Here is a 25760-nt window from a genome sequence, read left to right on the forward strand (position 1 = left end):
TTTTTTTATTTAAAGTTCTTTTCTTAATCTGGCAACAGGAATATTAAGCTGTTCACGATATTTTGCAATCGTTCTTCTGGCAATATTATAACCTTGCTCTTTTAAGATCACTACCAAAGCATCATCTGTCAATGGTTTTCTCTTATTTTCTTTGCTGATCACTTCCTGAAGGTGGGTTTTGATCTCTTTAGTAGAAACCTCTTCACCATCGTCATTGGTTAAACTGTCTGAGAATAGATCTTTAAGATAAACAATTCCATTGGGGGTATCTGCATATTTACTTTTTACCACTCTGGAAATGGTAGAAATATCAAATCCGGTAATATCTGCCACATCTTTTAAGATCATTGGCTTCAAAGACTTCTCATCACCCGTGATAAAATAATCTTTCTGGAACTTAACAATAGCAGTAATGGTCTGTAATAAAGTATTCTGACGCTGATTAATTGCATCAATATACCATTTGGCAGCATCTAATTTTTGTTTGATAAATAAAGCAGCCTGCTTATGTTCAGAAGAGTTCTTATCGTGTGAATACGTCGTAAGAATATCTTTATATTCTTCAGAAACTCTTAAAGTAGGCGCATTTTTACTGTTGAGCATAGGAATTACCAGCCCATCTTTCACCTGAATTACAAAATCCGGAATAATTTCCTGATTGATGGTAATTGTTTGGGTATCAAAGTTTCCTCCAACTTTTGGGGACAGTTTTGAAATTTCTTCCAATGCATCTTTCAGATCTTCTTCCTCAATATCATATTTTTGGATAATCTTATTATAATGCTTATTCGTTAAAGCATCAAACTGGTATCTCAGGATATTGGCTGCTAAAGAAACGGCTTTATCAGAACTTACTTTCTTTTCGATCTGTAATAATAAACATTCCTGAAGGCCTCTTGCTCCTACTCCTGGCGGATCCAGCTTCTGAACATAATTTTCAAGGATGTCATCCACTCTTTCTTTAGTCGTATAAATTCCTTGTGAGAAAGCAAGATCATCTACGATAGATTTGATCTCTCTTCTCAAATATCCATCTGTATCAAGGTTACCGATCAGGTATTCTGCAATCTTCAGATCTTCTTCACTGATATTAACCAGGTGAATCTGTTCTCTCAAATAATCATATAATGACTGTCCTTCAGTTAAAAGACTTTCATTATCAAATTCTTCATCATCCGGAGAGTAGTTGCTGGACGCGGTTTTATAGTTTGGTTCGTCGTCATAAAGATATTCATTAACGTCGAAATCTGTTTCAATACTTTCTGTACCCTCATCCTGATACGCATCTTCCAGGGAAGAATAATCATCTTCCTTAGAATCCTCCTTTACAATTTCCAAAGCAGGGTTTTCTTCTAACTCTCTCTCCAACTCCTCTTCAAATTCAAGAGTATGAAGCTGAATAAGCTTCATTAACTGGATCTGCTGAGGAGCCAGCTTTTGTCCTAATTTGAGTTGTAAGTGTTGTTTAAGCATATTAATATTGGCGTTTTAACATAACATATTCTACGAATTTAATAAATTTATTTGATAAAAAATACATTTAGCATGATTTTTGCTTTATACTTTTTATATAATAAACTATTGAAAAATAAAAAAAGCCTTATCTTGATGATTAAGGCTTTTTTTATAACTCTAAAATTCAGCGCTTTTCGGCGTCCTTGGGAAAGGAATTACGTCTCTGATATTCGTCATTCCTGTTACAAAAAGAACTAACCTTTCTAATCCTAAACCGAAACCTGCATGTGGTACAGAACCGAATTTTCTAGTATCTAAATACCACCAAAGTTCGTGTTCATCTACATGCATATCTGCCATTTTCTGTTTTAAAACGTCTAATCTTGCTTCTCTTTCAGATCCACCGATGATTTCACCGATACCTGGGAAAAGAACATCCATTGCAGCAACGGTTTTGTTGTCTTCGTTCAGCTTCATATAGAAAGCCTTGATTTCTTTCGGATAATCGAATAATACAACCGGGCATTCAAAATGTTTTTCAACCAAAAATCTTTCGTGCTCAGACTGAAGATCTGTCCCCCAGCTTTCAACAGGGTAGGTAAATTTTCCTTTTTTGTTCTCCTTTGAGTTCATTAAAATCTCGATAGCCTCTGTATAGCTTACACGCTTAAAACGTTTAGCAATTACATTTTCAAGCTTCTCAATAAGACCTTCTTTTGCTCTTTCTTTTTCCGGCTTTGTCTTTTGTTCTTCGGCAAAACGGTTATCTAAAAACTCAAGATCGTCTTTACAGTGATCCAATACATACTGGATTACATATTTTAAGAAATCCTCTGCAAGATCAATATTATCTTCAAGGTTATTGAAAGCAACTTCCGGCTCAATCATCCAGAACTCGGCAAGGTGTCTTGTTGTATTTGAATTCTCTGCACGGAAAGTAGGTCCGAAAGTATAAATTCTTCCTAATCCCATTGCTGCTGTTTCCCCTTCAAGCTGTCCTGAAACTGTAAGGTTTGTTTTTTTTCCGAAGAAATCCTGTGCGAAATCAATATCTCCCTCTTCAGTTCTTGGCATATTGTTCAGGTCGAAGTTGGTAACTCCGAACATTTCTCCCGCTCCTTCAGCATCGGCTCCTGTAATAACCGGAGTATTGATATAGAAAAACTGGTTTTGGTTGAAGAATGAGTGAACAGCAAAACTTACTGCATGGCGCACTCTGAAAACAGCTCCAAACAAGTTGGTTCTGAATCTTAAATGTGCCTGCTCACGTAGCTTTTCTAAACTATGCTTTTTAGGCTGAAGAATTGTACTTTGAAGTTCTTCTGTAAAGTTATCTCCTAACACAATAATCTTTTTAGCAACAATTTCAACAGATTGTCCTGCTCCCTGGCTTTCCACTACTTCACCTACTACTTTAAGAGAAGAAGCTGTGCTAATATTCTTGATGATCTCTTCATCAAAATTTTCGAAATCAACAACTATCTGCAAATTATTAATCGTAGAACCATCATTAAGTGCAATAAAGCGATTAGCACGGAATGATCTTACCCATCCGTAAACTGTAATGTCATGATGTAATACTTTCTTGTAATCCTTTAGGATTTCTTTGATCGTTTGCTTTTTCATTTGTTGATAATAAATTTTTGTCTAAAAATTAATGGTTGCAAAGTTACAAAAAAACGGCGCAACTTGATGATTGCGCCGTCTTTAAAAATCATTTATCAATTATTTAATGCTTCAGTTGAAGAAAATGCTCTTTTTTCTTTCCTTTCCTTTCCTGATTTTCAGGGCATGATAACAACTGGGAACATCATATTGCCACTGGGGAAGGAACATAATAATCAGAATAACATCTATATGAGAAATCAATCCTAAGATTACTGCCAGATCAAAGGTCCAGCCTGCTTTCTGAAAGGCTATCAGATAGGTAAAGGCTAACAAAAGGCTTAATCCCCACATTTTAGCCAAAATAGCATGAGTACAAGTTTCCTTTCCAAATTTCCAGATACTTATAATATAACACAATGCTTCCATAATAAAAATCAAAAGAATACTTTTCCATTCATTAATAATCAGATCCGGGTTTAGGAAATAAGAAGCAAATCCCAATGAAAGCCAGAAAACAAGATCGGTCTGACTGTCCATTCGTCTTAATTTTTCTGAAGAAATACCGGTTTTACGGGCAATAATTCCATCAAAAATATCAGTAAACAATCCAAAATACATTAGAATCAGAATAGGTTGACGAGCGGATTCTCCTACATAATATCCCAGATACAGAATCACAAAGGCTGTCATAAAACGGGACAAGATCAATAGATAAGGTATATTTTTCATGACGATTATTTTTAAAAATTAATAAAGGGCAAACTTCTCCTATCATTTTTGTTCCATATTCCAATCTGCAGCCCTTTCATTTTTTTAGATTTGTTAATAATACCTATTTGAACTCCTTTCATTTCATTTGAATAATTATGAATTCCTATCTGCAGTCCTTGCATTTTCTCCGAAGTATTAAAAGCTGATACACTTAAACCCCTCATGGTGGCCAGATCATTTCCCATTACAGAAATTAAAACTCCATTCCCTTGGTCTAAAGAATTTGCCCATCCAGCTACTGAAATTCCGCTTACTTTTTTCCCATAATTATAAAGAGAAACGGATGTTCCGTGATGAATTACTTTTTTCCCATATCCCGCAGTAGAAACTGTAAGTCCGTTTACAATGAGAAGAGTCCCATCATCTCTTTGTTTAGCTGGATCAGTAAACATCCACATTAGAATTCCTAACGGGTTAGGTTCTAGATTTAAACCATTGATTTTCTGAGTTTGTCCTGCGTGGTTTTCGAATAAGCTTCCTCCCAACCCTATAGCTATCCCATTTACTTCTTTTATTTTTGCGCTCAAAGGGGTCAGGGAAATTATTTTACTTTTTACTGCTGTCAGTGAGTCCTGTGCATATATTGCTTTTTGTAATAAAAAGAAGCAGATCACTAAAATTTTTGTTTTCATAAGTTTTTATTTTCTTGTTTCTTAAAATTCCAGTTAATAAAGGGTAACTTTCGTTTTCCATTTTCATTCCACGCCCCAATCTGGAGCCCACGGAAATCTTTGCAGCTGTTATAAAGACCGATCTGAAGACCGCGGCATTTCTGTCCCACATTAGCCAATGGTGCCACAGAAACTCCTTTTATTTCATGATGAAAATTAAGAATGGGAGAAACAGCTATTCCATTTGTTACGGCATAAGTATTGATATTACTTGAAATATTAATCTCCAAACCATTGGTTACTGTAGGTTCCATATTGATCAATGACAACTGAACTCCATTAATTTTATTCATTTTATTTTCTGGAATAACACCATAATCATTGTTCAGACTCCATCGGTCTGCGCTGGGTAAATACACAACGAGTAATGCAGGAAAAAATAACCCTAATGGATTAAAACCCATTCCCAATCCATTTACTTTTTTAGGAGTAAATCCATCTTCCTGATCAAAGTATTTAAGCAAAACTCCATTGATATTTCTGGTATTTTTCGAAGGTGAAAATCCAATAACTTTATGTTTTAAAGAATCTACTCTTATTGTGTCTGAAGCATAGCACAGACTGTTGAATAAAAGCATTGTTATTAAAAAAAATTGTGCTTTCATAGCTTATGATTTTAAAATTATATTTCAAAATTATCAGCCGAAAGCCCAGGAATGAATGTGAAAAAAAATTAAAAAATTCATCCTATTTGTGAAAATCGCAAAACATAAGGATAAGATGTTATCAAAAAGGCTTTTTACTCTCAAAAAATATTACATTTGTGAAAATCACAAGCCATGCATCAGGAAGCTTTATTAAAGGAAATCCGAAGAAAGATAGGTGACACATCGTTGAATGATGAGATTGCTAATATTCTTAATATCAGCTATGATGCTGCCCATCGGCGGACTTCACTGAAGGCCAAATTCAGTTTTGAGGAAGCCCTTGAACTCGCCAAGTATTACCAGATATCATTAGATCAGTTCCTAGGAACAGATAATCAATTGGTGGTTCAGAGAACACAGCCGGTAAGGACTACTGATGATCTTTTAAATTATTTTGAAAATTCTCTTAAGATTCTGAATGTTTTTCAAGATGTCACCAACTCAAAGGTTTATTATTCCGCCAAGGATATTCCGTTCTTCTACACAATTTCAGATTCTGTTTTATCTCGTTTTAAGTTTTATGTATGGATGAACTTATTGAATCAGGATAAGTTTTTAAGTCCTTTTCAGGATTTTAATATGCAATATCATTCCGTAAAAAATGAAATGCTAAGAGATTTATATGATAAACAGAATGTAACGGAGATCTGGAATGACACAACAATAATGAGTGCATTAAGGCAAATCAAATTTTATTCTGAAATGAAGTTACTGAATAACAATGATATTGAATTGATTCTTGAAGATCTTAAAAACCTGTTGATGAAACTGGAAAATAAAACGCTGGAAAAATCTAATTTTCAGATTTACATCAATGATCTGGTGATTTTAAACAACAGTATTTTATTTAAAAACGAACAGCAATGTTCCTTTTTTATTCCGTTCAGTATGTTCGGATATATGATGACGAATGATGCAATAACCTGTGAAGATTCATTGAGCTATTTCGAACATCAGATCAAGAATTCAAGATCACTGAATGAATCCGGAAACCGGGAAAGGAAAATGTTCTTTAATACAATGTACGAACAGATTGATCAATTAAAACAAAATATATCATGAACACTCTTCGTAGCGGAGAATATTTCGGAGAAACCAATCAAATAGTCAATCTAGAAGGATTCACTATCACAGATACGGAATATACCCATTCTTATGTAGACTGGCATTATCACGAAAATGCTTACTTTACTTTTCTCCTGCAGGGTAATATGACAGAAGGAAACAAAAAAGAAACTTACGGATGCTCAGCCGGAACACTATTGTATCATCATTGGGAAGATCCGCATTATAATATTAAACCGGATGTTTTTACCAGAGGCTTCCACATAGAATTCACTCAAAATTGGTTTGAACAGTTTGATGTTCAAAAAAACAAAGTTGAAGGCAGTTTCAATATAAAAAATCCAGCGTTCAAATTATTGATATATCAGGTTTTTAAAGAAATAAAAACCAATGATACATCTCTCGAAATCGCAGTCAATCAGCTATTACTGAATCTTTTCAGCCAATTAACCCATGAGAAGGAAATCAAAGAAGCAAAACCACTTTGGGTGGGCCAAATTAATGAAATCTTACATGAAAACGCTGCTGAGACCCTGAGCCTCACCGAACTTTCTAAAACATTGAATATCCACCCTATCCATTTAAGCAGAGATTTTCATAAATATTTCCATTGCAATCTGGGAGAATACCTCCGAAAATTAAAGATTAATAAATCAATGGAACTTCTCAATTCGTCTTTTTCATTAACGGATATTGCTATGGAGTGCGGTTTTTCAGATCAAAGTCATTTTATCCGGTGTTTCAAAGAAAATATAGGAATTACTCCCTTGAAATACAGGAATCTCCTGAAAGTTCATTAAAATCTTTTCGAATACAATCGCCATTCACGATTTGGATACATCATTCCCCGATTTGGCTACATTTTCCCTCCTGTAAGTTTTCATCTTTGTACCATCATTTAAACAAAAAAATATTTAAAAATGGAAACAAGAAAAGTATGGTTCGTGACAGGAGCTTCAAAAGGCTTAGGATTCGAGCTGGTAAAAAAATTATTATCCGAAGGATTTCAGGTTGCCGCTACTAGCCGTACCGTTGAATCCCTTATTTCTACCATTGGAGAAACATCAGAACATTTCCTCCCGCTAAGTGTCAACATCACAGATAACGACGATATAAAATCCGCCATTGACCAAACCGTGGAACACTTCGGCCGAATTGATGTGGTTGTTAACAATGCCGGCTACGGACAAATCGGGACGCTGGAAGAACTTACCGATGAAGAAGCAAGAAAAAATTATGCTGTGAATGTTTTCGGAACCTTAAATGTGATTAGAAATGCCATGCCCTATCTTCGTGAGCAAAGATCAGGAAATATCTTTAATATCTCCTCTGTTGGTGGATATTCTGCCAATTTTCCAGGTTGGGGAATTTACTGCTCAACAAAATTTGCTGTTGCCGGATTTACAGAAGCATTGGCTGAAGAAGTAAAAGATTTTGGAATTCATGCTACGGTTGTCTATCCAGGATATTTCCGTACGGATTTCTTAAACAAAGATTCTGTAAGAACTCCATCAAATCCTATTCAGGCTTATGAAGCCGCAAGGAGTTCTGAGCAGGCTCACCTTAATGAAATTAATGGTAATCAGCCTAATGATCCAGTGAAAGCAGCAGATGTTCTGATCCAGATCAGTAAAGAGAAAAATCCTCCTGTTCATTTATTATTAGGGGTAGGAACAATGGAGTTGCTAAATAATAAAATTGATATCTTAAAGAAAGATGCTGAAAAATGGGAAAACCTGACCGTTTCAACCGCAATTTAATATTATCATGATATCCTTCAGCTCCGATCAGAATTTCGGAGCTGAAGGCATTCTGAAACAATCCATTATACTTTTTATAAAAATATTTAACTTAGCTATTATGAAACAGCCTGTTCGTTTTAATACTATTGCAGATTTTCACTCTTTCTGCAATCTTCCAAGCCCTGAACATCCCCTTATTAGTTTAATAGACTACAGTAAAGTTCATTATATTGTGGAGGATGAAGAATTGAAATGGATTCAGAATTTTTATTCTATCGGGCTGAAGAAAAATGTCAATCCAAAATTCAATTATGGGCAGCAGCAGTACGATTTTGATTCTGGAGTATTGTGCTTTGTATCGCCTCAGCAGTTTTTAAGTCTGGAAATAAGAAAGGATATCCAGGTAAACCCTACTGGATTCTTATTGCTGATTCACCCTGATTTTCTTTGGAATACGTCATTAACCAAAAAAATAAAATCTTACGATTTTTTTAGTTACCAGGTGAAAGAAGCCCTTTTTCTTTCAGATAAAGAAGAGAAGATTATTGTTGAAGTTCTTAAAAATATTGAGCGTGAATATCAGTCAAATATTGATAAATTTACCCAGGAACTTATTATTGCACAGATTGAATTATTATTAATTTATTCTGACCGTTTTTATGAGCGTCAGTTTTTTACCAGAAAAAAATCAAGTCATGAATTGCTTCATAAATTTGAAGAAATTCTCTCGGTATATTTTGAAAACGGAAACCTCATAGAAAATGGAATTCCCTCTGTGAAATGTATAGCTGAACAGATGAATATTTCACCCAATTACCTTGGAACACTACTTCGTCTTCATACTCAGCAAAACACACAACAGCATATTCAGAATAAATTAATTGATTCTGCGAAAGAACGTTTAAGCACTACAAGTTTATCCGTGAGTGAAATTGCTTATGAACTCGGTTTTGAACACCCGCAGTCTTTCAGTAAACTTTTTAAACAAAAAACGAATCAGTCACCGGGAGAGTTTAGAAAGCTGTTCAATTAGAATACATGATGACAAAATAGCAATGTTAATCTCATTCTATTTTACTGTAAAGAAGTTTACTATTTTTGTTCAAATACTTCTTGCCATGAGAACAGTTCTATTATTGATTTTTATTTTTACCTTCTACCTTTACCAGGGGCAAAGCAAAAATATAATTAATCCTGAAAAAATTGAGAATCCGATTCAGAAAAAATATTCCGGGAAAATTGTATTTTTGAACAAAGCTGTTTCACTTGAAAACCTTAAAGATTCAGATATTATTACTTCTTCAGTGTTTCAGGAAAGCGGAGATCTTGGTATTCATGCTTTTTTTGACAATTCTTTGATCAACTACCTTCATAAGCTTAGACCTAATTGGACTGTGGATGAACTCCTCAAAAAAGGAAACTTTCAATTCTCATTTTATGTTGACGGAACACTGGTCTATAAAGAAAATCTTAATACAGGGGCCGGAACTTCAGAAAATAAAAAAATAAAGACCACAGTAAGAATTCCCTTTCTCAGCAGTAAGAATGAAGATTCATGGGGAAGGTACTTATGGATGCGTTTTTATAGAGGGCATGACGGAATTGATGCGCTGGCTGATGGAAATCACATTTTAAAAATTGAAATCCGTCCCTATCTGAATACAGGAAATATTATTACGGGATCTATTATTGCTGAAGGGCAAATCCGTCTTAATGTTCTTAAACAGAATATTCCTGAACATCAAATCGCAATTCAGCCTGTCATGCCTGACAGCGGATGGAAGGTTTCTCAGGAAAAACTAAATATTGAAACAATCAAAAATCTGAATACAAAAATTGCTGAAGAAAGATTCAAAAGTATTACCAGCATTGTTGTTATTAAAAATGAAAAGCTTCTTCTGGAAGAATATTTTAACGGATCAAGAAGAGACTCTTTACAGGATACACGTTCGGTTGGAAAAACATTTGCTTCTACATTGATGGGAATCGCCATTCAAGAAGGTTTTATTAAAAACGAATATCAAAACCTGAAGGAGTTTTATGATCTAAAATCATTTGAAAATTACTCACCCCGAAAAGATAGCGTTACTATAAAAAGCCTGCTAACAATGAGCTCGGGTTTTGATGGTAATGATCAGGACTCTGAATCTCCAGGGAATGAAGAAAATATGTACCCTACCGATAATTGGGTGAAATTCGCCTTGAGCTTGCCTATGACTGAAAATAAAATCGGGAAAGCCTGGAATTATTTTACAGCAGGAGTTGTAGTAACCGGTGATATTTTAGATAAATCTCTTCCTAAAGGATTGAAAGAATATGCTGATAAAAAATTATTTCAACCTCTTGGAATCAAGAGCTATAAATGGCAGTTTACTCCTCAACAAAAGCCTTCTTTAGCAGGTGGCTTGCGAATGAGAGCTTTAGATTTCGCAAAATTCGGTCAATTATATAAGAATAAGGGAGTTTGGAACGGAAAAACGATATTAAATACGAATTGGATAAAGAAATCTTTCACTAACTACTTCACAGATAATAAAGATTTTGAAGGCTATGGATATTTGTTCTGGAGAAAAATTTATAAAATAGGAAACAACAATCTGGAAGCTTATCAGTGTAGTGGGAATGGTGGAAATAAGATTATTGTGTTTGTAGATATACCCGTTGTAATGGTTATTACAGCTACAGCATATAATAAACCCTATGCTCATTCACAGGTTGATAAAATGGTGGAAGAATATCTTATCCCAGCCTTAATGATGGATAACGAATAATTTCAGATAATAATGGGGAAGAAAATGAGAGAGAATAATTGTTTATAGTAACAAAATTTATTCGTCTTTCTTAGATGGAACCAGGAATACATCAATAAGACCTTCAGGAAGTTCCATTTTGATTGTTCTTTGTTCTCTGTCGACTTCAATAATCCAGTCTTTGATCATAGGAATAACCACTTCTTTTCCATCCAGATTGGTAATGAAATATACCTGTGCGGTCTGATCATTTACAGATCTGATGACTCCACAGTTGTTATCATTTTCATCAAAAATTTCAAAACCGATGATTTCGTGGTAATAGAATTGCTTTCCTGAAAGTTTAGGCAATGTCGTTAACGGAAGGTAAACATTCTTACCTAAAACCTGATCTACTATTGCTTCAGAAGAGTTTTTGAATGCAAGATTCAGAGCATCTAATTTGCTCCATGATGATTTTTCAATAAAAAATGGAACCAATAATCCGTTGATTTCAACGAATATTGATTCCAATTTATTGTAAAGCTCGGGCTGGTCGGTATCCAATTTAAGAATAACGTTACCCGCAAGTCCGTGTCTGCGTGTTATTTTCCCCAACAAATAGCAATCTTCTTTACGCATAACAGGAAATGTTCTTAAGCTTCAGTGTTTTCTTCAGTTTCAGCAGCAGCTTCTCCTTCTGTAGCAACTTCTTCAGCAGGTGCATTTGCAGCTTCTTCAGCAGCTTTAGCATCAGCATCCGCTTGTGCAGCAGCAGAGATTCTAGCTTCGTTTACTTTTACTTCAGCTTCTAAAGCAGCTTTTTTAGCATCAGATTTAGCAGTTGCTAAACCTTCAACTTTACCTTGTACTTTAGATTCTTTAGTATCTAACCAAGCATTAAATCTTTTTTCAGCTTCAGCTTGATCAAAAGCTCCTTTAGCAACACCACCTTGTAAGTGTTTTTTGTAAAGAGCACCTTTGTAAGATAAAATAGCTCTAGCAGTATCAGTAGGCTGAGCACCGTTGTTTAACCACTGTACAGCAGAATCAACGTTCAACTCGATAGTTGCTGGGTTAGTAATTGGGTTGTAAGTTCCTAGTTTCTCGATGAATCTACCATCTCTTCTAGCTCTAGAATCTGCAACCACGATGTGGAAGAAAGGTTTTCCTTTTTTACCGTGTCTTTGTAATCTGATTTTTACTGACATAATGTTTGAATTTTACGGGAACTCGTCCCAGTTAAATATTTAAGAGTGCAAAGATAGATAAAAATTCTGATTGAACAATGATTTAATATAACAATTTATCAATCTAACAATGTATCAATATTTTGACTCTCTTTTGTAAGAATTTCACTACTATATTAGTAAACCGCTACATTATTATATTAATTATATTTTTCCCATGTAAAAAAGTCCCAGACATTTCTGGTTTTCTTCTATCGTCAAAGATTCTTTTAAATGATTAACAAGGGTAGGAGAACTCCAATAACAGCCAATGTTATTAGCCGTACAGCTCAGATACATATTTTGTACAGCCATTGAAGTAGCTGCAATTTCTTCCCATTCAGGAACCATTCCACTGAAATTAACAATAATGGAAACTACGGCATTGGCCTTGTTGATTTTAAAGCCAATATCATTATATTTTTTCTCTAAGAACAATTGTTCAGGCTGAGTTGCTTTATAGATCGCCTGCATTTCTGAAGCCAGTTTTGCCTTTTCCTCTCCTTTGAATATTTTAAAACGCCAAGGTTTAGTACGCTTATGATTGGGAGCTAAAGTGGCTGAATGTAAAATTTCATCAATAACTTCCTGAGAAATTTCAGCTTCCGTATAATCTTTCGGGAAAATACTTCTTCTTTGCTCTATGATTTCTTTTAAAATTTCTGCTTTATTCATAGAAGCAAAAATACAACATGTTGAGCTAATAATTCAGGAGAAAGGAGAAAGATTTTGATGTGGGATATGAGGTTTTGAGATTCGGAATTTGAAAGGTAAAGATTGTGTTTCCGGATAAGAATCAGTGGCGAATGGCCAATTCGTTTTGCCTGTCAGTTTTGTGGATAATAGGATTTAATATTGATAATCAGTATTTAGAGTTTAAAACTAACATTAGCTTCAGGCCATTTACGATTCACTTGCCAGGCAAATTCATTATTGACATTAAATACCTACAACACATCCACTATTTTCTGATGTATTTTATTCAATGTAAACTCATCTCCGGCTTTCATGCCCATCATTTTTTGGGACATGGGACTTTCGGAAGAAATAGCGTAAAAGCGATCTCCTTCAAAGAAAAATTCACCTAATGATACTGAAATATAGAAACGGGCTTTATTGGTAATCACTAAGGAACCCAGCTGTACCCGGTCTGTAGAAGTATTCAGAACCTTTCCCATATTTCGTTTGAGATCATTTAAAGCACCAAGCTGTCGTTGCATCTGATAGATTTCCTCTTGCATCTCTTCACGCATGCTGTCATATTTTGGTGTCTTTTTGATATCACGACTGGCCTCCATAGTAAATTCAATGAAGTTTTTAAGTTTCTCAATTTTTTCTGCAATGGTGTTTTTTACAAAGTCTCTGATATCACTTTTTTCAAATACGGTCTTCTCCATACAATCGTTTCTTTATATAAAGATAATATTTTTCTAATAATATTGTCTGGCTTAGTCTATAATTACTCTTTTCAATATATTCCTTTTTTGAGAAATATGTTTAGGTTTGCCTTTTTTAAAACTAAAAGTCATGTTTAAATCACCATTTTCATTTGATGGGAGAATCAGAAGAACAGAATATGGATTATCATATCTTATATACCTGGTATTTTATGTCCCTTTCAATATTTATTTCCAGCTTAATCAGGAACCTTCAGAAATGGTTATGATGCTTTTCTTTATCCTTCTTATTCCATCTCTTTGGTTTCTTCTTGCACAAGGTGCAAAAAGATGTCATGACAGAGGAAACTCCGGATGGTTTCAGCTAATCCCTTTTTATAGTTTATGGATGCTATTTGCAGATAGTGACCACGGACCTAATGAATACGGACCTAATCCTAAGGGAGAAGGAAATTATAATGCGATTAACGAGATTGGTAAAAAAGAAATTTAATCAATAAGCCTTGTACAATGTACAAGGCTTCTATTTTTATTTTTCTGATAATTTTTTCAGGTCATTCAGTCCCTGGCCAAACATTTTATCCATATTACTATCCATCATGGGTTTCATAATCTTCATCATGGTATTCAGTTCATTATCAATCATCCAGGTTACTTTTGTACCATTACCTTCAGGAGCCACTATCATATTACTTTTAGCATTTCCTTCAAAAGGTTTTATGAAATGAAGCTGGGTAGTTAATTTTTCATTAGGGCTAATGGCTATGATGGATTGCTCTCCTTCACTACCCTCCCCCTTCCAGTGGTAAGAATCTCCTATTTTATCTCCTTCGCCAGAATAAGTAATTTTAATATTTTTTATTTCTTTAGAAAAAGGATCCCACATATTATATCCTTTTAAAGAACCTGCATATTGCCAAACTTTTTCTTTGGGAGCATTAATGACAATAGATTTTTCATAATGATAATCTTTGCTGAAAGCCAGCATAGCAATAACAGCATATACAATAACCAGCAAAAGGATAATGCCGATAAATTTTAAGAGTGTTTTCATAGTCTATATAATATTTAAGGTTATTTATTTCAAAATGAATCTCTCATCTGTTTTCAAAATTAAATATTCTGACATCACCCCCTCTTTGCATAGGACAAGATTATTTAAAGATAAGGCATTTTTGTCATAACTTGGATTTCAGGCATTATTTTTGAGCCTTTCAGCTTGGATTCCCTCATGAATCCTTACATTTACGTTCAACTAAAAATCGAAAAATGAATATTTTAACCGAAAAATTTAATACACCATATCACTCAGCACCTTTCGGTGACATTAAAAATGAAGATTACCTTCCTGCTTTCAAGGAATTAATTCAAAAATCTGAAGAAGAGATCAATGCTATTGTTAACAACCCTGAAGCACCCACTTTTGAAAATGTTATTGAGGCATTAGCTTATTCCGGTGAGCAACTGGATGTGGTATCGAATATCTTTTTCAATTTAAATTCTGCTGAAACCAGTGACGAAATCCAACAGATTGCTCAGGAAGTTTCCCCGATTTTAACGGAATACTCTTCCAAAATCTCTCAAAATGAAGCCCTTTTCAATAAAATCAAAAAGGTATATGATGAAAAGGAAAAATATAACCTTAATGAGGAACAGGAAATGCTTTTAAATGAAACCTATAAAGGTTTTGTAAGAAGTGGTGCCTTACTGAATGAAGAAGACAAGGAAAAATTAAAGAAGATCAGCATGGATCTTTCTATAAAATCCCTACAATTCGGACAAAATGTACTGGCCTCTACCAATGCTTATTTCAAACATATTACAGATAAAGAACAATTAGCCGGAATTCCGGAAGCGATTGTTGAGCAATTTGCTGAAGAAGCTAAAGAAAGAAATCTTGAAGGCTGGGTGGTTACGTTACAATATCCAAGCTATATCCCATTCATGACGTATGCTGAAAACCGTGAACTGAGAAAGGAGCTGGCATTAGCGAATGGTAAAAAGTCTTTTGATGGTGGAGAATATGACAATCAAAACCTCATCAAAGAGCTTCTCCAGTTAAAACAACAGAAAGCTCAACTTTTAGGCTATAAAAATTATGCAGATTTTGTTCTGGAAGAAAGAATGGCAAAATCTCCGACAAAGGTTATTGACTTTCTCAATGAGCTTTTAACAAAGGCTACTCCTTACGCTGCCAAAGAGATTGATGAATTAAAATCTCTGGCAAAAGCCGATGGAGTTGAAGAAATGCAAAGTTATGATCACGCTTTTTATGCTGAAAAATTGCGTAAAGAAAAATACGATCTTAATGATGAAGAATTGAAACCTTATTTCTCATTAAATCAAGTTCAGGATGCTGTTTTCGGACTGGCTGGTACATTGTTTGGGGTAACTTTTGAAGAAAGAAATGACATTCCAAAATACCACGAAGATGTAAAAGTCTATGAGGTAAAAGAAAACGGAACTTATAAATCTTTATTATACGTAGATTATTTCCCAAGAAAAGGGAAAAGAGCCGGCGCATGGATGACCAGCTATAAAAATCAATATAAGCAGAATGGAGAAAACTCCCGTCCGCATATTTCTATTGTTTGTAACTTCAGTAAGCCTACAAAAGATACCCCTAGCTTGCTGACCTTCCAGGAAGTAACGACTTTATTCCACGAATTCGGACATGCTCTCCACGGAATGATGGCCGACACTCAATATCCTACTCTATCAGGAACTTCTGTAAAATGGGATTTTGTGGAACTTCCCTCTCAGTTTTTAGAAAACTTCTGTTACGAACCTGAGTTCCTGAAAACATTTGCCAAGCATTATAAAACCGGAGAAGTTCTTCCTGACGAAAAAATTGAAAAGATTGAGCAGTCTAAAAACTTCATGGAAGGATACCAGACTTTAAGACAATTAGGTTTCGGATTACTGGATATGAACTATCATACAAAAGTTGCAGAGCTGGAGAATCAAACTGTAAAAGAGTTTGAAGATCAATACACTAAAGCGACAGCACTTTATCCAACCAATCCTGAAACCGCTATGAGTCCAAGTTTCTCTCATATTTTCCAGGGCGGATATTCTGCAGGGTATTATTCTTACAAATGGGCAGAAGTATTGGATGCTGATGCATTTCAGTATTTTAAAGAAAATGGAATCTTCAATCCAGAAATTGCAGCCAAATATAAAGTGCTTCTTTCTTCAGGAGGAACTAAAGATCCTATGGAACTGTATAAAGCGTTCAGAGGAAGCGAACCGAAAGTAGAGAGTTTGTTGAAAAGAGCTTTTGGGTAAGAAATCATTAAATATACTTTAAAAACAAATGAGCAACATACCGCAAAGACTTGAAAATGTTAAAAAGCTCCAGGCGAAAAGGTGGGAGAATGAAGATCATTGGGATGAACTAAACGATCTTTTAGTGAAAGAATTAGATGAAATTCTGCTTATTGAACCTGAGAATACTTCTGCGCTCATCAACATAGGTGCAATTTATTCTGACATGGGAGAAAATGAGAGGGCTCTGAATTATTTAAAAATGGCTTTAAACCTGGGCTCGGAGGATAAAAACCTTTTCGTAAATCTGGCCATCGTTATGATTTATATGGAAAAGCATCAGGCTGAATATTTAGAATACCTGGAAGACGCTGAGGGAAAAATTGAGAATCCGCTTACTTTTAAAGCTTATTTTGATCCTCAATCTCATTAAAATTATGATCGAGAAATTAAAAAAATTAAAAGCAGCTTTTAATGATTCATTAAAGGCTGCTCTTGTCAATATTACCCTTGAAAAGATTGAAGAAATTCTTAATAACAGAGATTCTTCAGAATTTTCTGATGCATGGATGAAAGCTTATCATGCAGTTGATGGAAAAGAAATAGACGAAGAAACCGAAGATACTGTTATGCATATCCGTAAAGAGATTTTTATCTCTATTTTCAAAGCTACCAGCTCTTCTGAACTGCCAGCGTACATTTCTGATGACTTTGGATTAATTTCGTCTTACTATATTCACGATATTGAAAACAGTTGGGTAACCAATTTGCTGTTTACTTATCTTAACCATCAGATTCCTCAGGGAGACTTGATGGACACGGAGAAAACGATAAATGAATTGATTCAATAAATCAGAAAAGAAAAATAATCTATGAAAAAAACGCACCTACTCTATTGCCTTCCGCTTCTATTCTTTTTAAACTGTAAAGAAGAAAAGAAAAATTCAATTTCAGAAACTCAATCAGCAGAAGTTAATCAGGTAGAAAAAACAGATTCTTTGGTTACTACAAGAATTGATTCTTCCCAAGTTCCAAAAGCATTAAAGTATAAAGGAAATTTCAAAGAAGGATTCCAATGGAAAGATAAAACAGGAGAGTATATAGTTATTACATCTGAAACCGGAAGTTACAGAAATGAAAATTTCCCTCATGAAAATGATGATAGTGCAGATGCTGAAGTTTTTGGGCAATCCTACTCTTTAGAAAATAATCAGCTGGTATGGAAAGTCAATGATTTTGTCAAAGACTGTATGGTAGATATAGATGCTGAGTTTAAGAAAAATACTTTAAGCGTAACAGATCTTGATAAAAACGGCATTGCAGAAGTCTGGATAATGTATAAAATTGCCTGCAAAGGAGATGTAAGTCCTTCAGATTTAAAGATTATCATGTATGAAGGGAAACAAAAGTTTGCCATGCGTGGACAAACAAAAATCCGAACAGGAATGGAAAATCATGGTAAACCTGTATTTGAAGGAGGATCTTATACCTTTGATAAGGCTTTTCAACAAGGCCCAAAAACTTTCAGGGATTATGCTGAAAAATTATGGAATAAGAATATGGAAGATTAATTGTCTTTGATTTTTCTACTTTGTCCTAAAAATCAATACATTTGACAAATAAAAACGATATCATAACCTTAAAAATTTAAATCATGTTTTTAGCAATTGTACTTCCTTTTCTATCCTTTATTGTTAGGGGAAAAGTTCTCACCGGAATCATTTGTTTTTTCTTACAGATCACCTTAATTGGCTGGCTCCCTGCTGCTATTTGGGCGGTGATGTCTTTAAATAATGAAAGAGCCAATGAGCGGAACGAAAAATTAATCCGTGCTGTACGTGAAAGTCAAAAATAGAATTATTTTCTAACTATATCTAATCCTTTATGTAATGTAAAGGATTTTTTATTGCCGACAAGCCCGGATGAACGTTTAAAGTTTTCTCATTTAATAATTGTAATTTTATTATCCACTAATCTCAATTTTAAAACAGCATTGCAAATCTTCACTGCCATGAAAGAAAATAAATACGACAACCCTGCTTTTTTTGACCAGTATGAGAAAATGCTCCGTTCCCAGTTGGGATTAGAGGGAGCCGGAGAATGGCATGCCCTGAAAAATATGTTACCTAATTTTAAAGGAAAGAATGTGTTGGACCTCGGTTGCGGATTCGGATGGCACTGCCGCTATGCTATAGAAAATGGGGCACACTCTGTCACCGGTATCGATCTTTCAGAAAAAATGCTGACCAGAGCACAAGAAATTAACAATCTGGAAGGAATTCTTTATGAAAGAAAAGCATTAGAAGATGTTGATTATCCTGCAGAACAATTTGATATTATCTTAAGTTCTTTAACACTGCATTATGTGGAGTCACTTGATAAAATTTCTCAAAATATCTATCGATGGCTGAGTTCAGGTGGTCATTTTATATTCTCAGTGGAACATCCTGTTTTTACTGCTGAAGGGGGTCAGGATTGGGTTTACGATAAAGATGGAGAGAAAATAACCTGGCCAGTTGACCGATATTTCATTGAAGGAAAAAGAAATACTACCTTTTTAGGGGAAAATGTTATTAAGTATCATAGAACCTTAACTTCCTATCTGAATACTTTATTGAAACATGGCTTTAAAATCAAAGAAATCATTGAACCTGAACCTAATCATGAAATGCTGAAGGATATCCCAGAAATGAAAGATGAACTCCGCAGACCTATGATGTTATTAATCTCTGTAGAAAAATAGAAACTTATTTACCCGGTATACAAAAAAAATAATTTTAAATATCACTTAGTATATTGCATAACATAGTAATTAAAATAATTCATATCTTTGTATAACAAATTACATGATATGATTACCAAAAAATTAATAACCTTCCTAATAGCTCTGCTGATTTGCAGTACTGTGGATGCACAATTACTCACCAAAAAAAACGAAAAGAAAATAGACAGCCTCATACTTACCGGATTTGAAAATCAGGATGAGCCGGGAGCTGTCTTTATGGTGGTTCAAAAAGGAAAAAACCTTTATAGAAAAGCCTTCGGAAAAGCCAACCTGGAACTTGGCGTTACTATGACTCCTGAAAATGTGTTCCAGATTGGTTCTATGACTAAACAATTTACCTCTGTTGCTATTTTAATATTGGAACAACAGGGAAAACTTAGCACTAATGATCCGATCTCAAAATATATCACCGATTATCCTAATGGTAATAAAATTACGATTCATCATCTTCTGACCCATACCTCAGGAATCAAGGATTTCACAAAGATGAAATCTTTAGGCTCTATTGCCCAAAAAGAAATGGCACCTAAAGCTATGGTAGATTTTTTCAAAAATGAGCCTGTTGATTTTGTACCGGGTGAAAAGTTTGATTATAATAATTCAGGATATGTTGTTCTCGGCTATATTATAGAACTTACTTCAGGAGATACCTACGAAAATTTTATCAAGAAAAATATTTTTGACAAAATAGGAATGACCCATTCTTATTATGCCTCAGACCGAAAAGTAATCCCTCAAAGAGCCTATGGCTATCATAAAAAAGAACATGGATTTGTGAATAAAACTGTTATTAGCTTCAGTGTACCGTTTTCTTCAGGATCACTCATGTCTACCGTAGATGATATGTGGAAGTGGCAGCAGGCTTTAAACCAAAATATAGTATTAAATCCCCAGGAAACTCAAAAAGCTTTTCAAAAATATCGACTCAATAATGGGGAAGAATTTACATATGGCTATGGATGGCATTTGAAAGAAATCAACGGAACTCCGGACCGTGAGCATGGTGGAAGTGTATTTGGATTCAAAAGCATGGGCGTTTATATTCCTCAAGAAGATATCTATGTTATAGGGTTCAGTAATTGTGATTGCCATTCTCCAACCGATATTACCCGTGATATTGCTAAAATTGCATTACAGGGAATAAAAAAACCTTAAATTTAAATTTTATTAAAACCCATAGTAGTATCCGTGAAACTGTTTTTTAAATCCTTATCTCTCACATTCTTTCTTTCTTTTCAGCTATTTTTTTCACAAAATAGAAAAGTAATTAACAATGAATCTACTCATTTTCAAATTTCTGATCGTTCTGAGAATATAGATTTCATCGTAGTAGATCCTAAACTTGAGACCAAAAAGCCAATATTTCTTTGGTGCCAGGGTTCGCTCCCCTATCCGCTCTATGTGAATTCAAAAAGCGGAATATGGCTGATTGGTGGTGGAATTACCAATTTTGATGTCAAAAACATTAAGAAATATTATCATCTGGTCATTGTTTCAATGCCTACAACGCCTGTGATTGCAGAAGAAAACCAGATTAATGACTCTTATTGGTATATTGGAAACTCCAAGGATAAGGATGAACCATCAGAAGATTTTATAAAAGCAGATTATCTTGAAAACTATACGAGTCGTGCAATCAGAGTTTTAAAGTTTCTGAAAAAACAGGATTGGGTAGACAATTCTCAATTGATTGTTGCGGGGCATTCACAAGGGTCTAAAGTTGCCACGAAAATTACTACAGAATATCAACCGGTTTCAAAGCTTGGAGTTTTTGGAGCTAATCCATTCGGTAGGATAGATCAGAATATCCGTGATTATCGGAAAGATGCCGAAAAGAATACAATAACCTGGGCTGATGCTGAAAAAGGAATTGAAAAACAATACCAGCTTTACAAAGAGGCTAATGATCCCGAAATACTGAAAAATAAGCCCTCGCTGCTTTCATGGAAATCATTTTCTATTCCCTTACTCGACGACTGGCTGTCTTTCAATAAACCTATTTATATGGCCTATGGAACCCATGATATTGCGAGTGACCTTTGTGATCTGGTACCTCTTTATTTCATCAGAGCTCATAAAGATAATTTAACCTATAAAAGATACCTGAATATGGATCATAACTTTTTCGAAATGGAAAATGGTGAACCTAATCACGATAAACCTCATTGGGAGCAGGTGATGAACCGTTTTATAGAATGGACAATTCAATAATTATCTTTTGTTTTTAGGAAGAATATAATCTGGTACTCTAAAAATACTAACAAGTACTACTGCCAAACATAGAATATTAATCAGTATTGCTATGGTAAAGGCTTTATGATAATGGTGTATTACAGGGTGTTCTCCTAGGAAATAATAAAATACACTTCCTACAACAACAATTCCCATAATCGCTGCAATCTGCTGAAAGGTATTGTAAACGCCGGAAGCATTTCCTATCAGTTTTTCAGACATTCCCGAAAGAGCGATATTGGCCAGTGACGGAATCACAGAACCCACTCCCACCCCATGTAAAAACAATAATAGACATAATTGGTAAAATTCAATAGCCCTGTTGAAAAAAATAATCTGGAGAATCAAAATGAACATAATAAAGCAAAGTCCTGCCATAAGGGCTTTTTTTCCATATTTCAGGATCAGTTTCACTGAAAAAACTGAAGCCAGGATAAATCCTAATCCCTGAAAAACAATTATTTCTCCAGCCCTCAACGGATTAATCATTAATCCATCCTGAAAAAATAAAGAGAGAATATAGAAATAGGAATCCAACATAATAAAGAAAAAAGAAACAGCCATAATACCCAAATTAAAATTTTTATACCGGAATAACTCAAAATCAATGAGATAAGGCTTATTATTTTTCAATTTATTTTTCTGGTTTTTTATAAAAAATATTAAGATCGCCACAGAAATAACCATGAGTACTATATTCTGAACTGAAAAGATTTCTTTTTCAGAAACGGTAAGAGTATATGTCAAAATAAAAAGTCCTGTCGATAACAAAAAAACACCCCAATTATCAAAGGATCCTTTTGTAGTAACGCTGAATTCCTCCAATTTTCTTACGCTGAAAAATAGGGCCACCAGGCAAATAGGAACATTAATCAGAAAAATAAACCGCCAAGGTTCTTCAAAAGCAGTCAGTGATGAGAAATATCCTCCCAGAAACTGTCCCAAAATGGTCCCGATTCCAATAGTGATTCCATACCATCCCATTGCTTTAGTACGCTGTTCATGATCAGGAAATAATACCTGGATCATAGAGAGAACCTGAGGAGCCATTAAGGCAGCACTTATCCCCTGGGCTAGTCTTGAGATCATCAGCTGCACAGCGCCTTGTGAAACTCCACAGGTAACGGAACTTATCATAAAAAGGATCAATCCGATAATGAAAATCTTTTTACGTCCGTATACATCTCCCAAACGTCCTCCTGTAATAAGAAAAGAGGCAAAACCGATGAGGTAAGCAGCAATTATTAATTGCATCTCTCCATTGGATGCCTGAATATCACGTTGTATGGAAGGTATGGATACATTAATGATAAAAATATCCATGATTGTTAACAACTGCCCAAACAGTATAACAAATAATTTCAAATAGTTATGTTTCATTTTTATATAGATATATCTATTTTTATATTGACAAAAAAATTAGGGAAATAATCCCTGAATCATCTTTTTAATTTGATCAAAAGACTCATTTTGCTTGTTAATGGTTGAGGTTACCACGGCTCCTTCTATCAGTAAAAATATATTTTCGGTGATTAAATCAGGCTCTGAACATTGAGAGCCTTCACAATATTCAAGCACAATCCCACGAATAATTTCTTTCTGTTTTTCCTTATGATTTTTAGCAAAACCAGATACTGCGGCATTCCCCTCTCCTATTTCAGAGACAATTTTAATGAAATGACATCCTGCGAACTTTGATGATTGCTGTAGTTTTTTACGATAATCAATGATTGCTGATATTTTTTCTTTAGGATCAGAAAGGGGAGCAATACTTTTCTCAAGACCTTCAAACCAATCCTGCTCTTCTTTGATTAAATAAGCCTGAAGAAGGTCATTTTTGGATGCAAAGTGATTATACAGAGAACCGATTGCAATATCAGCCTCTGCAATGATCTGATTAATTCCCGTAGAATTATACCCCTGCTTATAAAATAATTCTGAAGCTACTCTGATGATCCTGTCTCGCACTTTTTCTTTTTTCATCCTGAAAATTTTAGCAAAGCTAAGTAAAAAATAGATAAGTCTATCTATTTTATTAATAAAGAATTTCTCTCTGATCATTAAAATTCTTCTTCGTGAATCATTATTATTGATAAAATAGCCCGATATTTAAGCTGTAAAAGACAAGCCATGTTCAACATTTTCAAGAAGAAGAAAAAAATTAAAGCTAACCTTCATTCTGTAACCATTCCCGATCAGGCATGGACTAAAGTTTCGGAAGATAATGAAGCTATAAGATGGGTTAATCCACAACAATCTGCCTTAATTGTCCTTCATTTTTTTGATAAAGAACCAGATCTTCCTACGGCAAAAGATCTTGATTACCTGAAAAAGTTTTACCGAAATATTGCGGCAGCATCTAACGGAGGTACTATTGAAACAGACATTATTCAAGTTCACGATATCCCTTGTGTAAAAACCATTATTAAATATCCCCAACAGGAAACAGGAATGATTTATATTGCTTCCATCACTATTCCTTTTGAAAATTGCAGTTATGTAATAAAAATTCAGGCTGATGAAATAGGAATTACAGGAATGAGAGATGCGCTTATTCTTGACAGGTTACATAAAGCCGGAGAAGTCGAAATTGATGAAGAAAATATGAAAAACTGGTTTGGAGATCCTTATGATCCGGATTTTAAGCAGGGAACTTTAATGAATCAGTCTGAATTGGAAAAATACGATCACGAATTCCCGGAGCATCCACTTTCTATCACCAGATCTCTTCTTAGATCCATTGCTACAACAGTGATTTTCAAATCAGAAATAAAAGCGCTTCCTTCATTTAAAAAATAAAAAACATCTCAATGAATTCATCTAATCCTGTAGTCTATTTTGAAATTCTTGTACATGATCTTGAACGTGCAGAGAACTTCTATTCTGCTGTTTTCAATTTCAGTTTTGAGAAAGACATCATCGATCATTATGAGATGGCCCTCTTCCCTTTTGAAGAAAAGAACAGTGGCATTACCGGTGCACTGGCTAAAGGCGATGTTTACAAAGCTACCAAAGATGGGGTTATTATTTATTTTAAAACCGAAAGTATTGATGCTACCCTTGAGAAAGTTCTTCAACATGCAGGAACAATTCTTTATCCCAAAAGAACAGATGAAAAATATGGTTTTGCAGTGGCAGAATTCGAAGACTCAGAGGGAAACAGGATTGCTTTGCATGAAACAATGAGTAAGGAAGATGGAGACTGAGAGATGGAAGTTATTAAGTACATAAAAGAAAAAACTCCACTATTGAAACATTGAGTTATAGAAGTGTTTTACAAAATAATTTATTACTTCTGTGTTAAATGTGAACCACAGAGGCACATAGGATTATTATCAATGACTGTTTTCGGTCTAAAATAACTTTTGAAACGCTTTTGACATCAAAAAGATCTATATTTCTATGTGCTTTGCAACTTCCTGCCTCGATCTTTCAGCTTACATCCTTCAAAGGCATTCCATTCATCGCATAACATTTTTCAATCTATGTTTCAGCATATTTTGTATCTTTAATTACCATTTCAATAAAAATATTTGGTAATTCGTTATGACAGAAGAACTTTATTTCATCAAAACCAATCCAAATATTGCCAAAATTAATTTGTACAATAAGCTTTGTCGCGAAGAAGAAAATTTTCTGAGCTTTCTCCAACCTGATGGAAAAGCAAGTCTTGAAATCATTAAGGATAAAGTAAAAGATTCTGTGGAAGAACTTAACAGACAAGAACTTTTAAATATATTTTTATGGTTTAGCAAAGCTTACCCTTCTGATCATGAAGAAATAAGAACTCAGCTATTTATTAATGGAATTGATCTTTTTTATGAAATTCAATCCCCAGTACACACTGCAAATTACCTGCAGATTCTTTCTGATTATGAAAAACTTTCTCAGGAAAATATGAATTATATTGTCAATGCTCAGAATTTTAATCAATTCCTGATCTACGGAATATTCCTTACAGAAATAATCAACAGAGAACAAGGTAAAGAAAACATTCTTTCTGATTATCTGAAACCTGATTATCCAACTTTATATACATTGGCAGAAAGTCATTCAGCATTAAAAAATATTGATGAAAAAAGCAATACAGATCTCCAAAAATACTTCAATGACCTGTATGACCTGACTAAATTTTATAAAGGTTCTATTATTCAGCTATAAT

Annotated in this window: 29 protein-coding genes; 17 read left to right on the plus strand and 12 right to left on the minus strand. The window is 34.4% G+C overall.

Annotated elements, in window-relative coordinates:
* Nucleotides 1–9 precede the first annotated feature (9 nt).
* The 5 genes from rpoN to EL260_RS20775 form a co-directional block, all read right to left on the minus strand.
* On the minus strand, nucleotides 10–1473 hold the full coding sequence (gene rpoN / locus EL260_RS20755; protein ID WP_123857413.1) for an RNA polymerase factor sigma-54: 1464 nt from the start codon (nucleotides 1471–1473) through the stop codon (nucleotides 10–12).
* 159 nt (nucleotides 1474–1632) lie between these two features.
* Entirely contained in the window at nucleotides 1633–3081 is a 1449-nt protein-coding gene (gene asnS / locus EL260_RS20760; RefSeq protein WP_123857414.1) for an asparagine--tRNA ligase, read from the minus strand.
* 111 nt (nucleotides 3082–3192) lie between these two features.
* Nucleotides 3193–3792, minus strand: a complete 600-nt coding sequence (locus EL260_RS20765) for a CDP-alcohol phosphatidyltransferase family protein (protein ID WP_123857415.1) — start codon at nucleotides 3790–3792, stop codon at nucleotides 3193–3195.
* Nucleotides 3793–3803: 11 nt separating this feature from the next.
* Nucleotides 3804–4466: an LA_2272 family surface repeat-containing protein gene (locus EL260_RS20770; protein ID WP_123857416.1), complete on the minus strand. Its 663-nt coding sequence runs from the start codon at nucleotides 4464–4466 to the stop codon at nucleotides 3804–3806.
* Nucleotides 4463–5110 (minus strand): LA_2272 family surface repeat-containing protein, encoded by a 648-nt coding sequence (locus EL260_RS20775; protein ID WP_123857417.1) that lies wholly within the window; start codon nucleotides 5108–5110, stop codon nucleotides 4463–4465. The genes EL260_RS20770 and EL260_RS20775 overlap by 4 nt, the downstream gene beginning before the upstream one ends.
* Before the next feature lie 174 nt (nucleotides 5111–5284).
* Between EL260_RS20775 and EL260_RS20780 the strand changes: the two genes are divergently transcribed.
* From EL260_RS20780 to EL260_RS20800, 5 genes are all read left to right on the plus strand, one after another.
* Complete coding sequence (locus tag EL260_RS20780; protein WP_123857418.1) at nucleotides 5285–6214, plus strand: helix-turn-helix domain-containing protein; 930 nt, start codon at nucleotides 5285–5287, stop codon at nucleotides 6212–6214.
* Nucleotides 6211–7017, plus strand: a complete 807-nt coding sequence (locus EL260_RS20785) for an AraC family transcriptional regulator (protein ID WP_123857419.1) — start codon at nucleotides 6211–6213, stop codon at nucleotides 7015–7017. The genes EL260_RS20780 and EL260_RS20785 overlap by 4 nt, the downstream gene beginning before the upstream one ends.
* A gap of 120 nt (nucleotides 7018–7137) precedes the next feature.
* Entirely contained in the window at nucleotides 7138–7977 is an 840-nt protein-coding gene (locus EL260_RS20790; protein ID WP_123857420.1) for an SDR family NAD(P)-dependent oxidoreductase, read from the plus strand.
* 100 nt (nucleotides 7978–8077) lie between these two features.
* Nucleotides 8078–8992, plus strand: coding sequence for a helix-turn-helix domain-containing protein (locus EL260_RS20795; protein ID WP_123857421.1), 915 nt, complete (start codon nucleotides 8078–8080; stop codon nucleotides 8990–8992).
* Nucleotides 8993–9077: 85 nt separating this feature from the next.
* Nucleotides 9078–10730: a serine hydrolase domain-containing protein gene (locus tag EL260_RS20800; RefSeq protein WP_123857422.1), complete on the plus strand. Its 1653-nt coding sequence runs from the start codon at nucleotides 9078–9080 to the stop codon at nucleotides 10728–10730.
* A gap of 57 nt (nucleotides 10731–10787) precedes the next feature.
* Here EL260_RS20800 and rimM read toward each other — a convergent pair whose 3' ends face one another.
* From rimM to EL260_RS20820, 4 genes are all read right to left on the minus strand, one after another.
* Nucleotides 10788–11330 (minus strand): ribosome maturation factor RimM, encoded by a 543-nt coding sequence (rimM, locus tag EL260_RS20805; protein WP_123857423.1) that lies wholly within the window; start codon nucleotides 11328–11330, stop codon nucleotides 10788–10790.
* A gap of 14 nt (nucleotides 11331–11344) precedes the next feature.
* Nucleotides 11345–11899: a 30S ribosomal protein S16 gene (locus EL260_RS20810; RefSeq protein ID WP_123857424.1), complete on the minus strand. Its 555-nt coding sequence runs from the start codon at nucleotides 11897–11899 to the stop codon at nucleotides 11345–11347.
* A gap of 183 nt (nucleotides 11900–12082) precedes the next feature.
* Complete coding sequence (locus EL260_RS20815) at nucleotides 12083–12592, minus strand: nitroreductase family protein (RefSeq protein ID WP_123857425.1); 510 nt, start codon at nucleotides 12590–12592, stop codon at nucleotides 12083–12085.
* A gap of 272 nt (nucleotides 12593–12864) precedes the next feature.
* Nucleotides 12865–13314, minus strand: a complete 450-nt coding sequence (locus EL260_RS20820; protein ID WP_123857426.1) for a hypothetical protein — start codon at nucleotides 13312–13314, stop codon at nucleotides 12865–12867.
* Between the two features lie 130 nt (nucleotides 13315–13444).
* On the opposite strand from EL260_RS20820, the gene EL260_RS20825 reads away from it, so the two are divergent.
* Nucleotides 13445–13807, plus strand: coding sequence for a DUF805 domain-containing protein (locus EL260_RS20825; protein WP_123857427.1), 363 nt, complete (start codon nucleotides 13445–13447; stop codon nucleotides 13805–13807).
* A 36-nt stretch (nucleotides 13808–13843) separates the two neighbouring features.
* On the opposite strand, the gene EL260_RS20830 is transcribed toward EL260_RS20825, so the two are convergent.
* A complete protein-coding gene (locus EL260_RS20830; RefSeq protein WP_123857428.1) occupies nucleotides 13844–14368 on the minus strand; it encodes an SRPBCC family protein in 525 nt (174 codons plus the stop codon).
* A 215-nt stretch (nucleotides 14369–14583) separates the two neighbouring features.
* Between EL260_RS20830 and EL260_RS20835 the strand changes: the two genes are divergently transcribed.
* From EL260_RS20835 to EL260_RS20870, 8 genes are all read left to right on the plus strand, one after another.
* Nucleotides 14584–16602 (plus strand): M3 family metallopeptidase, encoded by a 2019-nt coding sequence (locus EL260_RS20835; protein WP_123857429.1) that lies wholly within the window; start codon nucleotides 14584–14586, stop codon nucleotides 16600–16602.
* 28 nt (nucleotides 16603–16630) lie between these two features.
* Complete coding sequence (locus EL260_RS20840; protein ID WP_123857430.1) at nucleotides 16631–17014, plus strand: hypothetical protein; 384 nt, start codon at nucleotides 16631–16633, stop codon at nucleotides 17012–17014.
* A gap of 4 nt (nucleotides 17015–17018) precedes the next feature.
* Nucleotides 17019–17432, plus strand: coding sequence for a hypothetical protein (locus EL260_RS20845; RefSeq protein WP_123857431.1), 414 nt, complete (start codon nucleotides 17019–17021; stop codon nucleotides 17430–17432).
* Between the two features lie 21 nt (nucleotides 17433–17453).
* Complete coding sequence (locus EL260_RS20850) at nucleotides 17454–18152, plus strand: M949_RS01915 family surface polysaccharide biosynthesis protein (protein ID WP_123857432.1); 699 nt, start codon at nucleotides 17454–17456, stop codon at nucleotides 18150–18152.
* An 83-nt stretch (nucleotides 18153–18235) separates the two neighbouring features.
* Nucleotides 18236–18436, plus strand: coding sequence for a YqaE/Pmp3 family membrane protein (locus EL260_RS20855; protein WP_185145564.1), 201 nt, complete (start codon nucleotides 18236–18238; stop codon nucleotides 18434–18436).
* A gap of 156 nt (nucleotides 18437–18592) precedes the next feature.
* Complete coding sequence (locus tag EL260_RS20860) at nucleotides 18593–19324, plus strand: class I SAM-dependent methyltransferase (RefSeq protein WP_123857434.1); 732 nt, start codon at nucleotides 18593–18595, stop codon at nucleotides 19322–19324.
* A gap of 108 nt (nucleotides 19325–19432) precedes the next feature.
* A complete protein-coding gene (locus EL260_RS20865; protein WP_123857435.1) occupies nucleotides 19433–20521 on the plus strand; it encodes a serine hydrolase domain-containing protein in 1089 nt (362 codons plus the stop codon).
* Nucleotides 20522–20554: 33 nt separating this feature from the next.
* Nucleotides 20555–21577 carry a dienelactone hydrolase family protein gene (locus tag EL260_RS20870; protein WP_123857436.1) on the plus strand — a complete coding sequence of 341 codons (1023 nt, stop codon included), beginning with the start codon at nucleotides 20555–20557 and terminating at the stop codon, nucleotides 21575–21577.
* On the opposite strand, the gene EL260_RS20875 is transcribed toward EL260_RS20870, so the two are convergent.
* The gene (locus EL260_RS20875) at nucleotides 21578–22978 is read right to left on the minus strand and encodes an MFS transporter (protein ID WP_123857437.1); all 1401 of its coding nucleotides are present in this window, start codon (nucleotides 22976–22978) and stop codon (nucleotides 21578–21580) included. It abuts the gene before it with no gap.
* 39 nt (nucleotides 22979–23017) lie between these two features.
* Nucleotides 23018–23581 carry a TetR/AcrR family transcriptional regulator gene (locus tag EL260_RS20880; protein WP_123857438.1) on the minus strand — a complete coding sequence of 188 codons (564 nt, stop codon included), beginning with the start codon at nucleotides 23579–23581 and terminating at the stop codon, nucleotides 23018–23020.
* A 147-nt stretch (nucleotides 23582–23728) separates the two neighbouring features.
* Here EL260_RS20880 and EL260_RS20885 point away from each other — a divergent pair, with 147 nt between their 5' ends.
* From EL260_RS20885 to EL260_RS20895, 3 genes are all read left to right on the plus strand, one after another.
* Nucleotides 23729–24397 (plus strand): hypothetical protein, encoded by a 669-nt coding sequence (locus EL260_RS20885; protein WP_123857439.1) that lies wholly within the window; start codon nucleotides 23729–23731, stop codon nucleotides 24395–24397.
* Between the two features lie 11 nt (nucleotides 24398–24408).
* Complete coding sequence (locus EL260_RS20890; protein ID WP_123857440.1) at nucleotides 24409–24804, plus strand: VOC family protein; 396 nt, start codon at nucleotides 24409–24411, stop codon at nucleotides 24802–24804.
* Nucleotides 24805–25144: 340 nt separating this feature from the next.
* Nucleotides 25145–25759, plus strand: a complete 615-nt coding sequence (locus EL260_RS20895; RefSeq protein ID WP_123857441.1) for a hypothetical protein — start codon at nucleotides 25145–25147, stop codon at nucleotides 25757–25759.
* The last annotated feature ends 1 nt before the right edge of the window (nucleotide 25760 follow it).

The organism is Chryseobacterium nakagawai, from assembly GCF_900637665.1.
GTDB classification, from domain to species: domain Bacteria; phylum Bacteroidota; class Bacteroidia; order Flavobacteriales; family Weeksellaceae; genus Chryseobacterium; species Chryseobacterium nakagawai.

What these genes read in the sequence shown, in the direction of transcription:
- rpoN (WP_123857413.1), bottom strand. Translation starts at nt 1,473, where the DNA reads ATGCTTAAACAACACTTACAACTCAAATTAGGACAAAAGCTGGCTCCT.
- asnS (WP_123857414.1), bottom strand. Translation starts at nt 3,081, where the DNA reads ATGAAAAAGCAAACGATCAAAGAAATCCTAAAGGATTACAAGAAAGTA.
- EL260_RS20765 (WP_123857415.1), bottom strand. Translation starts at nt 3,792, where the DNA reads ATGAAAAATATACCTTATCTATTGATCTTGTCCCGTTTTATGACAGCC.
- EL260_RS20770 (WP_123857416.1), bottom strand. Translation starts at nt 4,466, where the DNA reads ATGAAAACAAAAATTTTAGTGATCTGCTTCTTTTTATTACAAAAAGCA.
- EL260_RS20775 (WP_123857417.1), bottom strand. Translation starts at nt 5,110, where the DNA reads ATGAAAGCACAATTTTTTTTAATAACAATGCTTTTATTCAACAGTCTG.
- EL260_RS20780 (WP_123857418.1), top strand. Translation starts at nt 5,285, where the DNA reads ATGCATCAGGAAGCTTTATTAAAGGAAATCCGAAGAAAGATAGGTGAC.
- EL260_RS20785 (WP_123857419.1), top strand. Translation starts at nt 6,211, where the DNA reads ATGAACACTCTTCGTAGCGGAGAATATTTCGGAGAAACCAATCAAATA.
- EL260_RS20790 (WP_123857420.1), top strand. Translation starts at nt 7,138, where the DNA reads ATGGAAACAAGAAAAGTATGGTTCGTGACAGGAGCTTCAAAAGGCTTA.
- EL260_RS20795 (WP_123857421.1), top strand. Translation starts at nt 8,078, where the DNA reads ATGAAACAGCCTGTTCGTTTTAATACTATTGCAGATTTTCACTCTTTC.
- EL260_RS20800 (WP_123857422.1), top strand. Translation starts at nt 9,078, where the DNA reads ATGAGAACAGTTCTATTATTGATTTTTATTTTTACCTTCTACCTTTAC.
- rimM (WP_123857423.1), bottom strand. Translation starts at nt 11,330, where the DNA reads ATGCGTAAAGAAGATTGCTATTTGTTGGGGAAAATAACACGCAGACAC.
- EL260_RS20810 (WP_123857424.1), bottom strand. Translation starts at nt 11,899, where the DNA reads ATGTCAGTAAAAATCAGATTACAAAGACACGGTAAAAAAGGAAAACCT.
- EL260_RS20815 (WP_123857425.1), bottom strand. Translation starts at nt 12,592, where the DNA reads ATGAATAAAGCAGAAATTTTAAAAGAAATCATAGAGCAAAGAAGAAGT.
- EL260_RS20820 (WP_123857426.1), bottom strand. Translation starts at nt 13,314, where the DNA reads ATGGAGAAGACCGTATTTGAAAAAAGTGATATCAGAGACTTTGTAAAA.
- EL260_RS20825 (WP_123857427.1), top strand. Translation starts at nt 13,445, where the DNA reads ATGTTTAAATCACCATTTTCATTTGATGGGAGAATCAGAAGAACAGAA.
- EL260_RS20830 (WP_123857428.1), bottom strand. Translation starts at nt 14,368, where the DNA reads ATGAAAACACTCTTAAAATTTATCGGCATTATCCTTTTGCTGGTTATT.
- EL260_RS20835 (WP_123857429.1), top strand. Translation starts at nt 14,584, where the DNA reads ATGAATATTTTAACCGAAAAATTTAATACACCATATCACTCAGCACCT.
- EL260_RS20840 (WP_123857430.1), top strand. Translation starts at nt 16,631, where the DNA reads ATGAGCAACATACCGCAAAGACTTGAAAATGTTAAAAAGCTCCAGGCG.
- EL260_RS20845 (WP_123857431.1), top strand. Translation starts at nt 17,019, where the DNA reads ATGATCGAGAAATTAAAAAAATTAAAAGCAGCTTTTAATGATTCATTA.
- EL260_RS20850 (WP_123857432.1), top strand. Translation starts at nt 17,454, where the DNA reads ATGAAAAAAACGCACCTACTCTATTGCCTTCCGCTTCTATTCTTTTTA.
- EL260_RS20855 (WP_185145564.1), top strand. Translation starts at nt 18,236, where the DNA reads ATGTTTTTAGCAATTGTACTTCCTTTTCTATCCTTTATTGTTAGGGGA.
- EL260_RS20860 (WP_123857434.1), top strand. Translation starts at nt 18,593, where the DNA reads ATGAAAGAAAATAAATACGACAACCCTGCTTTTTTTGACCAGTATGAG.
- EL260_RS20865 (WP_123857435.1), top strand. Translation starts at nt 19,433, where the DNA reads ATGATTACCAAAAAATTAATAACCTTCCTAATAGCTCTGCTGATTTGC.
- EL260_RS20875 (WP_123857437.1), bottom strand. Translation starts at nt 22,978, where the DNA reads ATGAAACATAACTATTTGAAATTATTTGTTATACTGTTTGGGCAGTTG.
- EL260_RS20880 (WP_123857438.1), bottom strand. Translation starts at nt 23,581, where the DNA reads ATGAAAAAAGAAAAAGTGCGAGACAGGATCATCAGAGTAGCTTCAGAA.
- EL260_RS20885 (WP_123857439.1), top strand. Translation starts at nt 23,729, where the DNA reads ATGTTCAACATTTTCAAGAAGAAGAAAAAAATTAAAGCTAACCTTCAT.
- EL260_RS20890 (WP_123857440.1), top strand. Translation starts at nt 24,409, where the DNA reads ATGAATTCATCTAATCCTGTAGTCTATTTTGAAATTCTTGTACATGAT.
- EL260_RS20895 (WP_123857441.1), top strand. Translation starts at nt 25,145, where the DNA reads ATGACAGAAGAACTTTATTTCATCAAAACCAATCCAAATATTGCCAAA.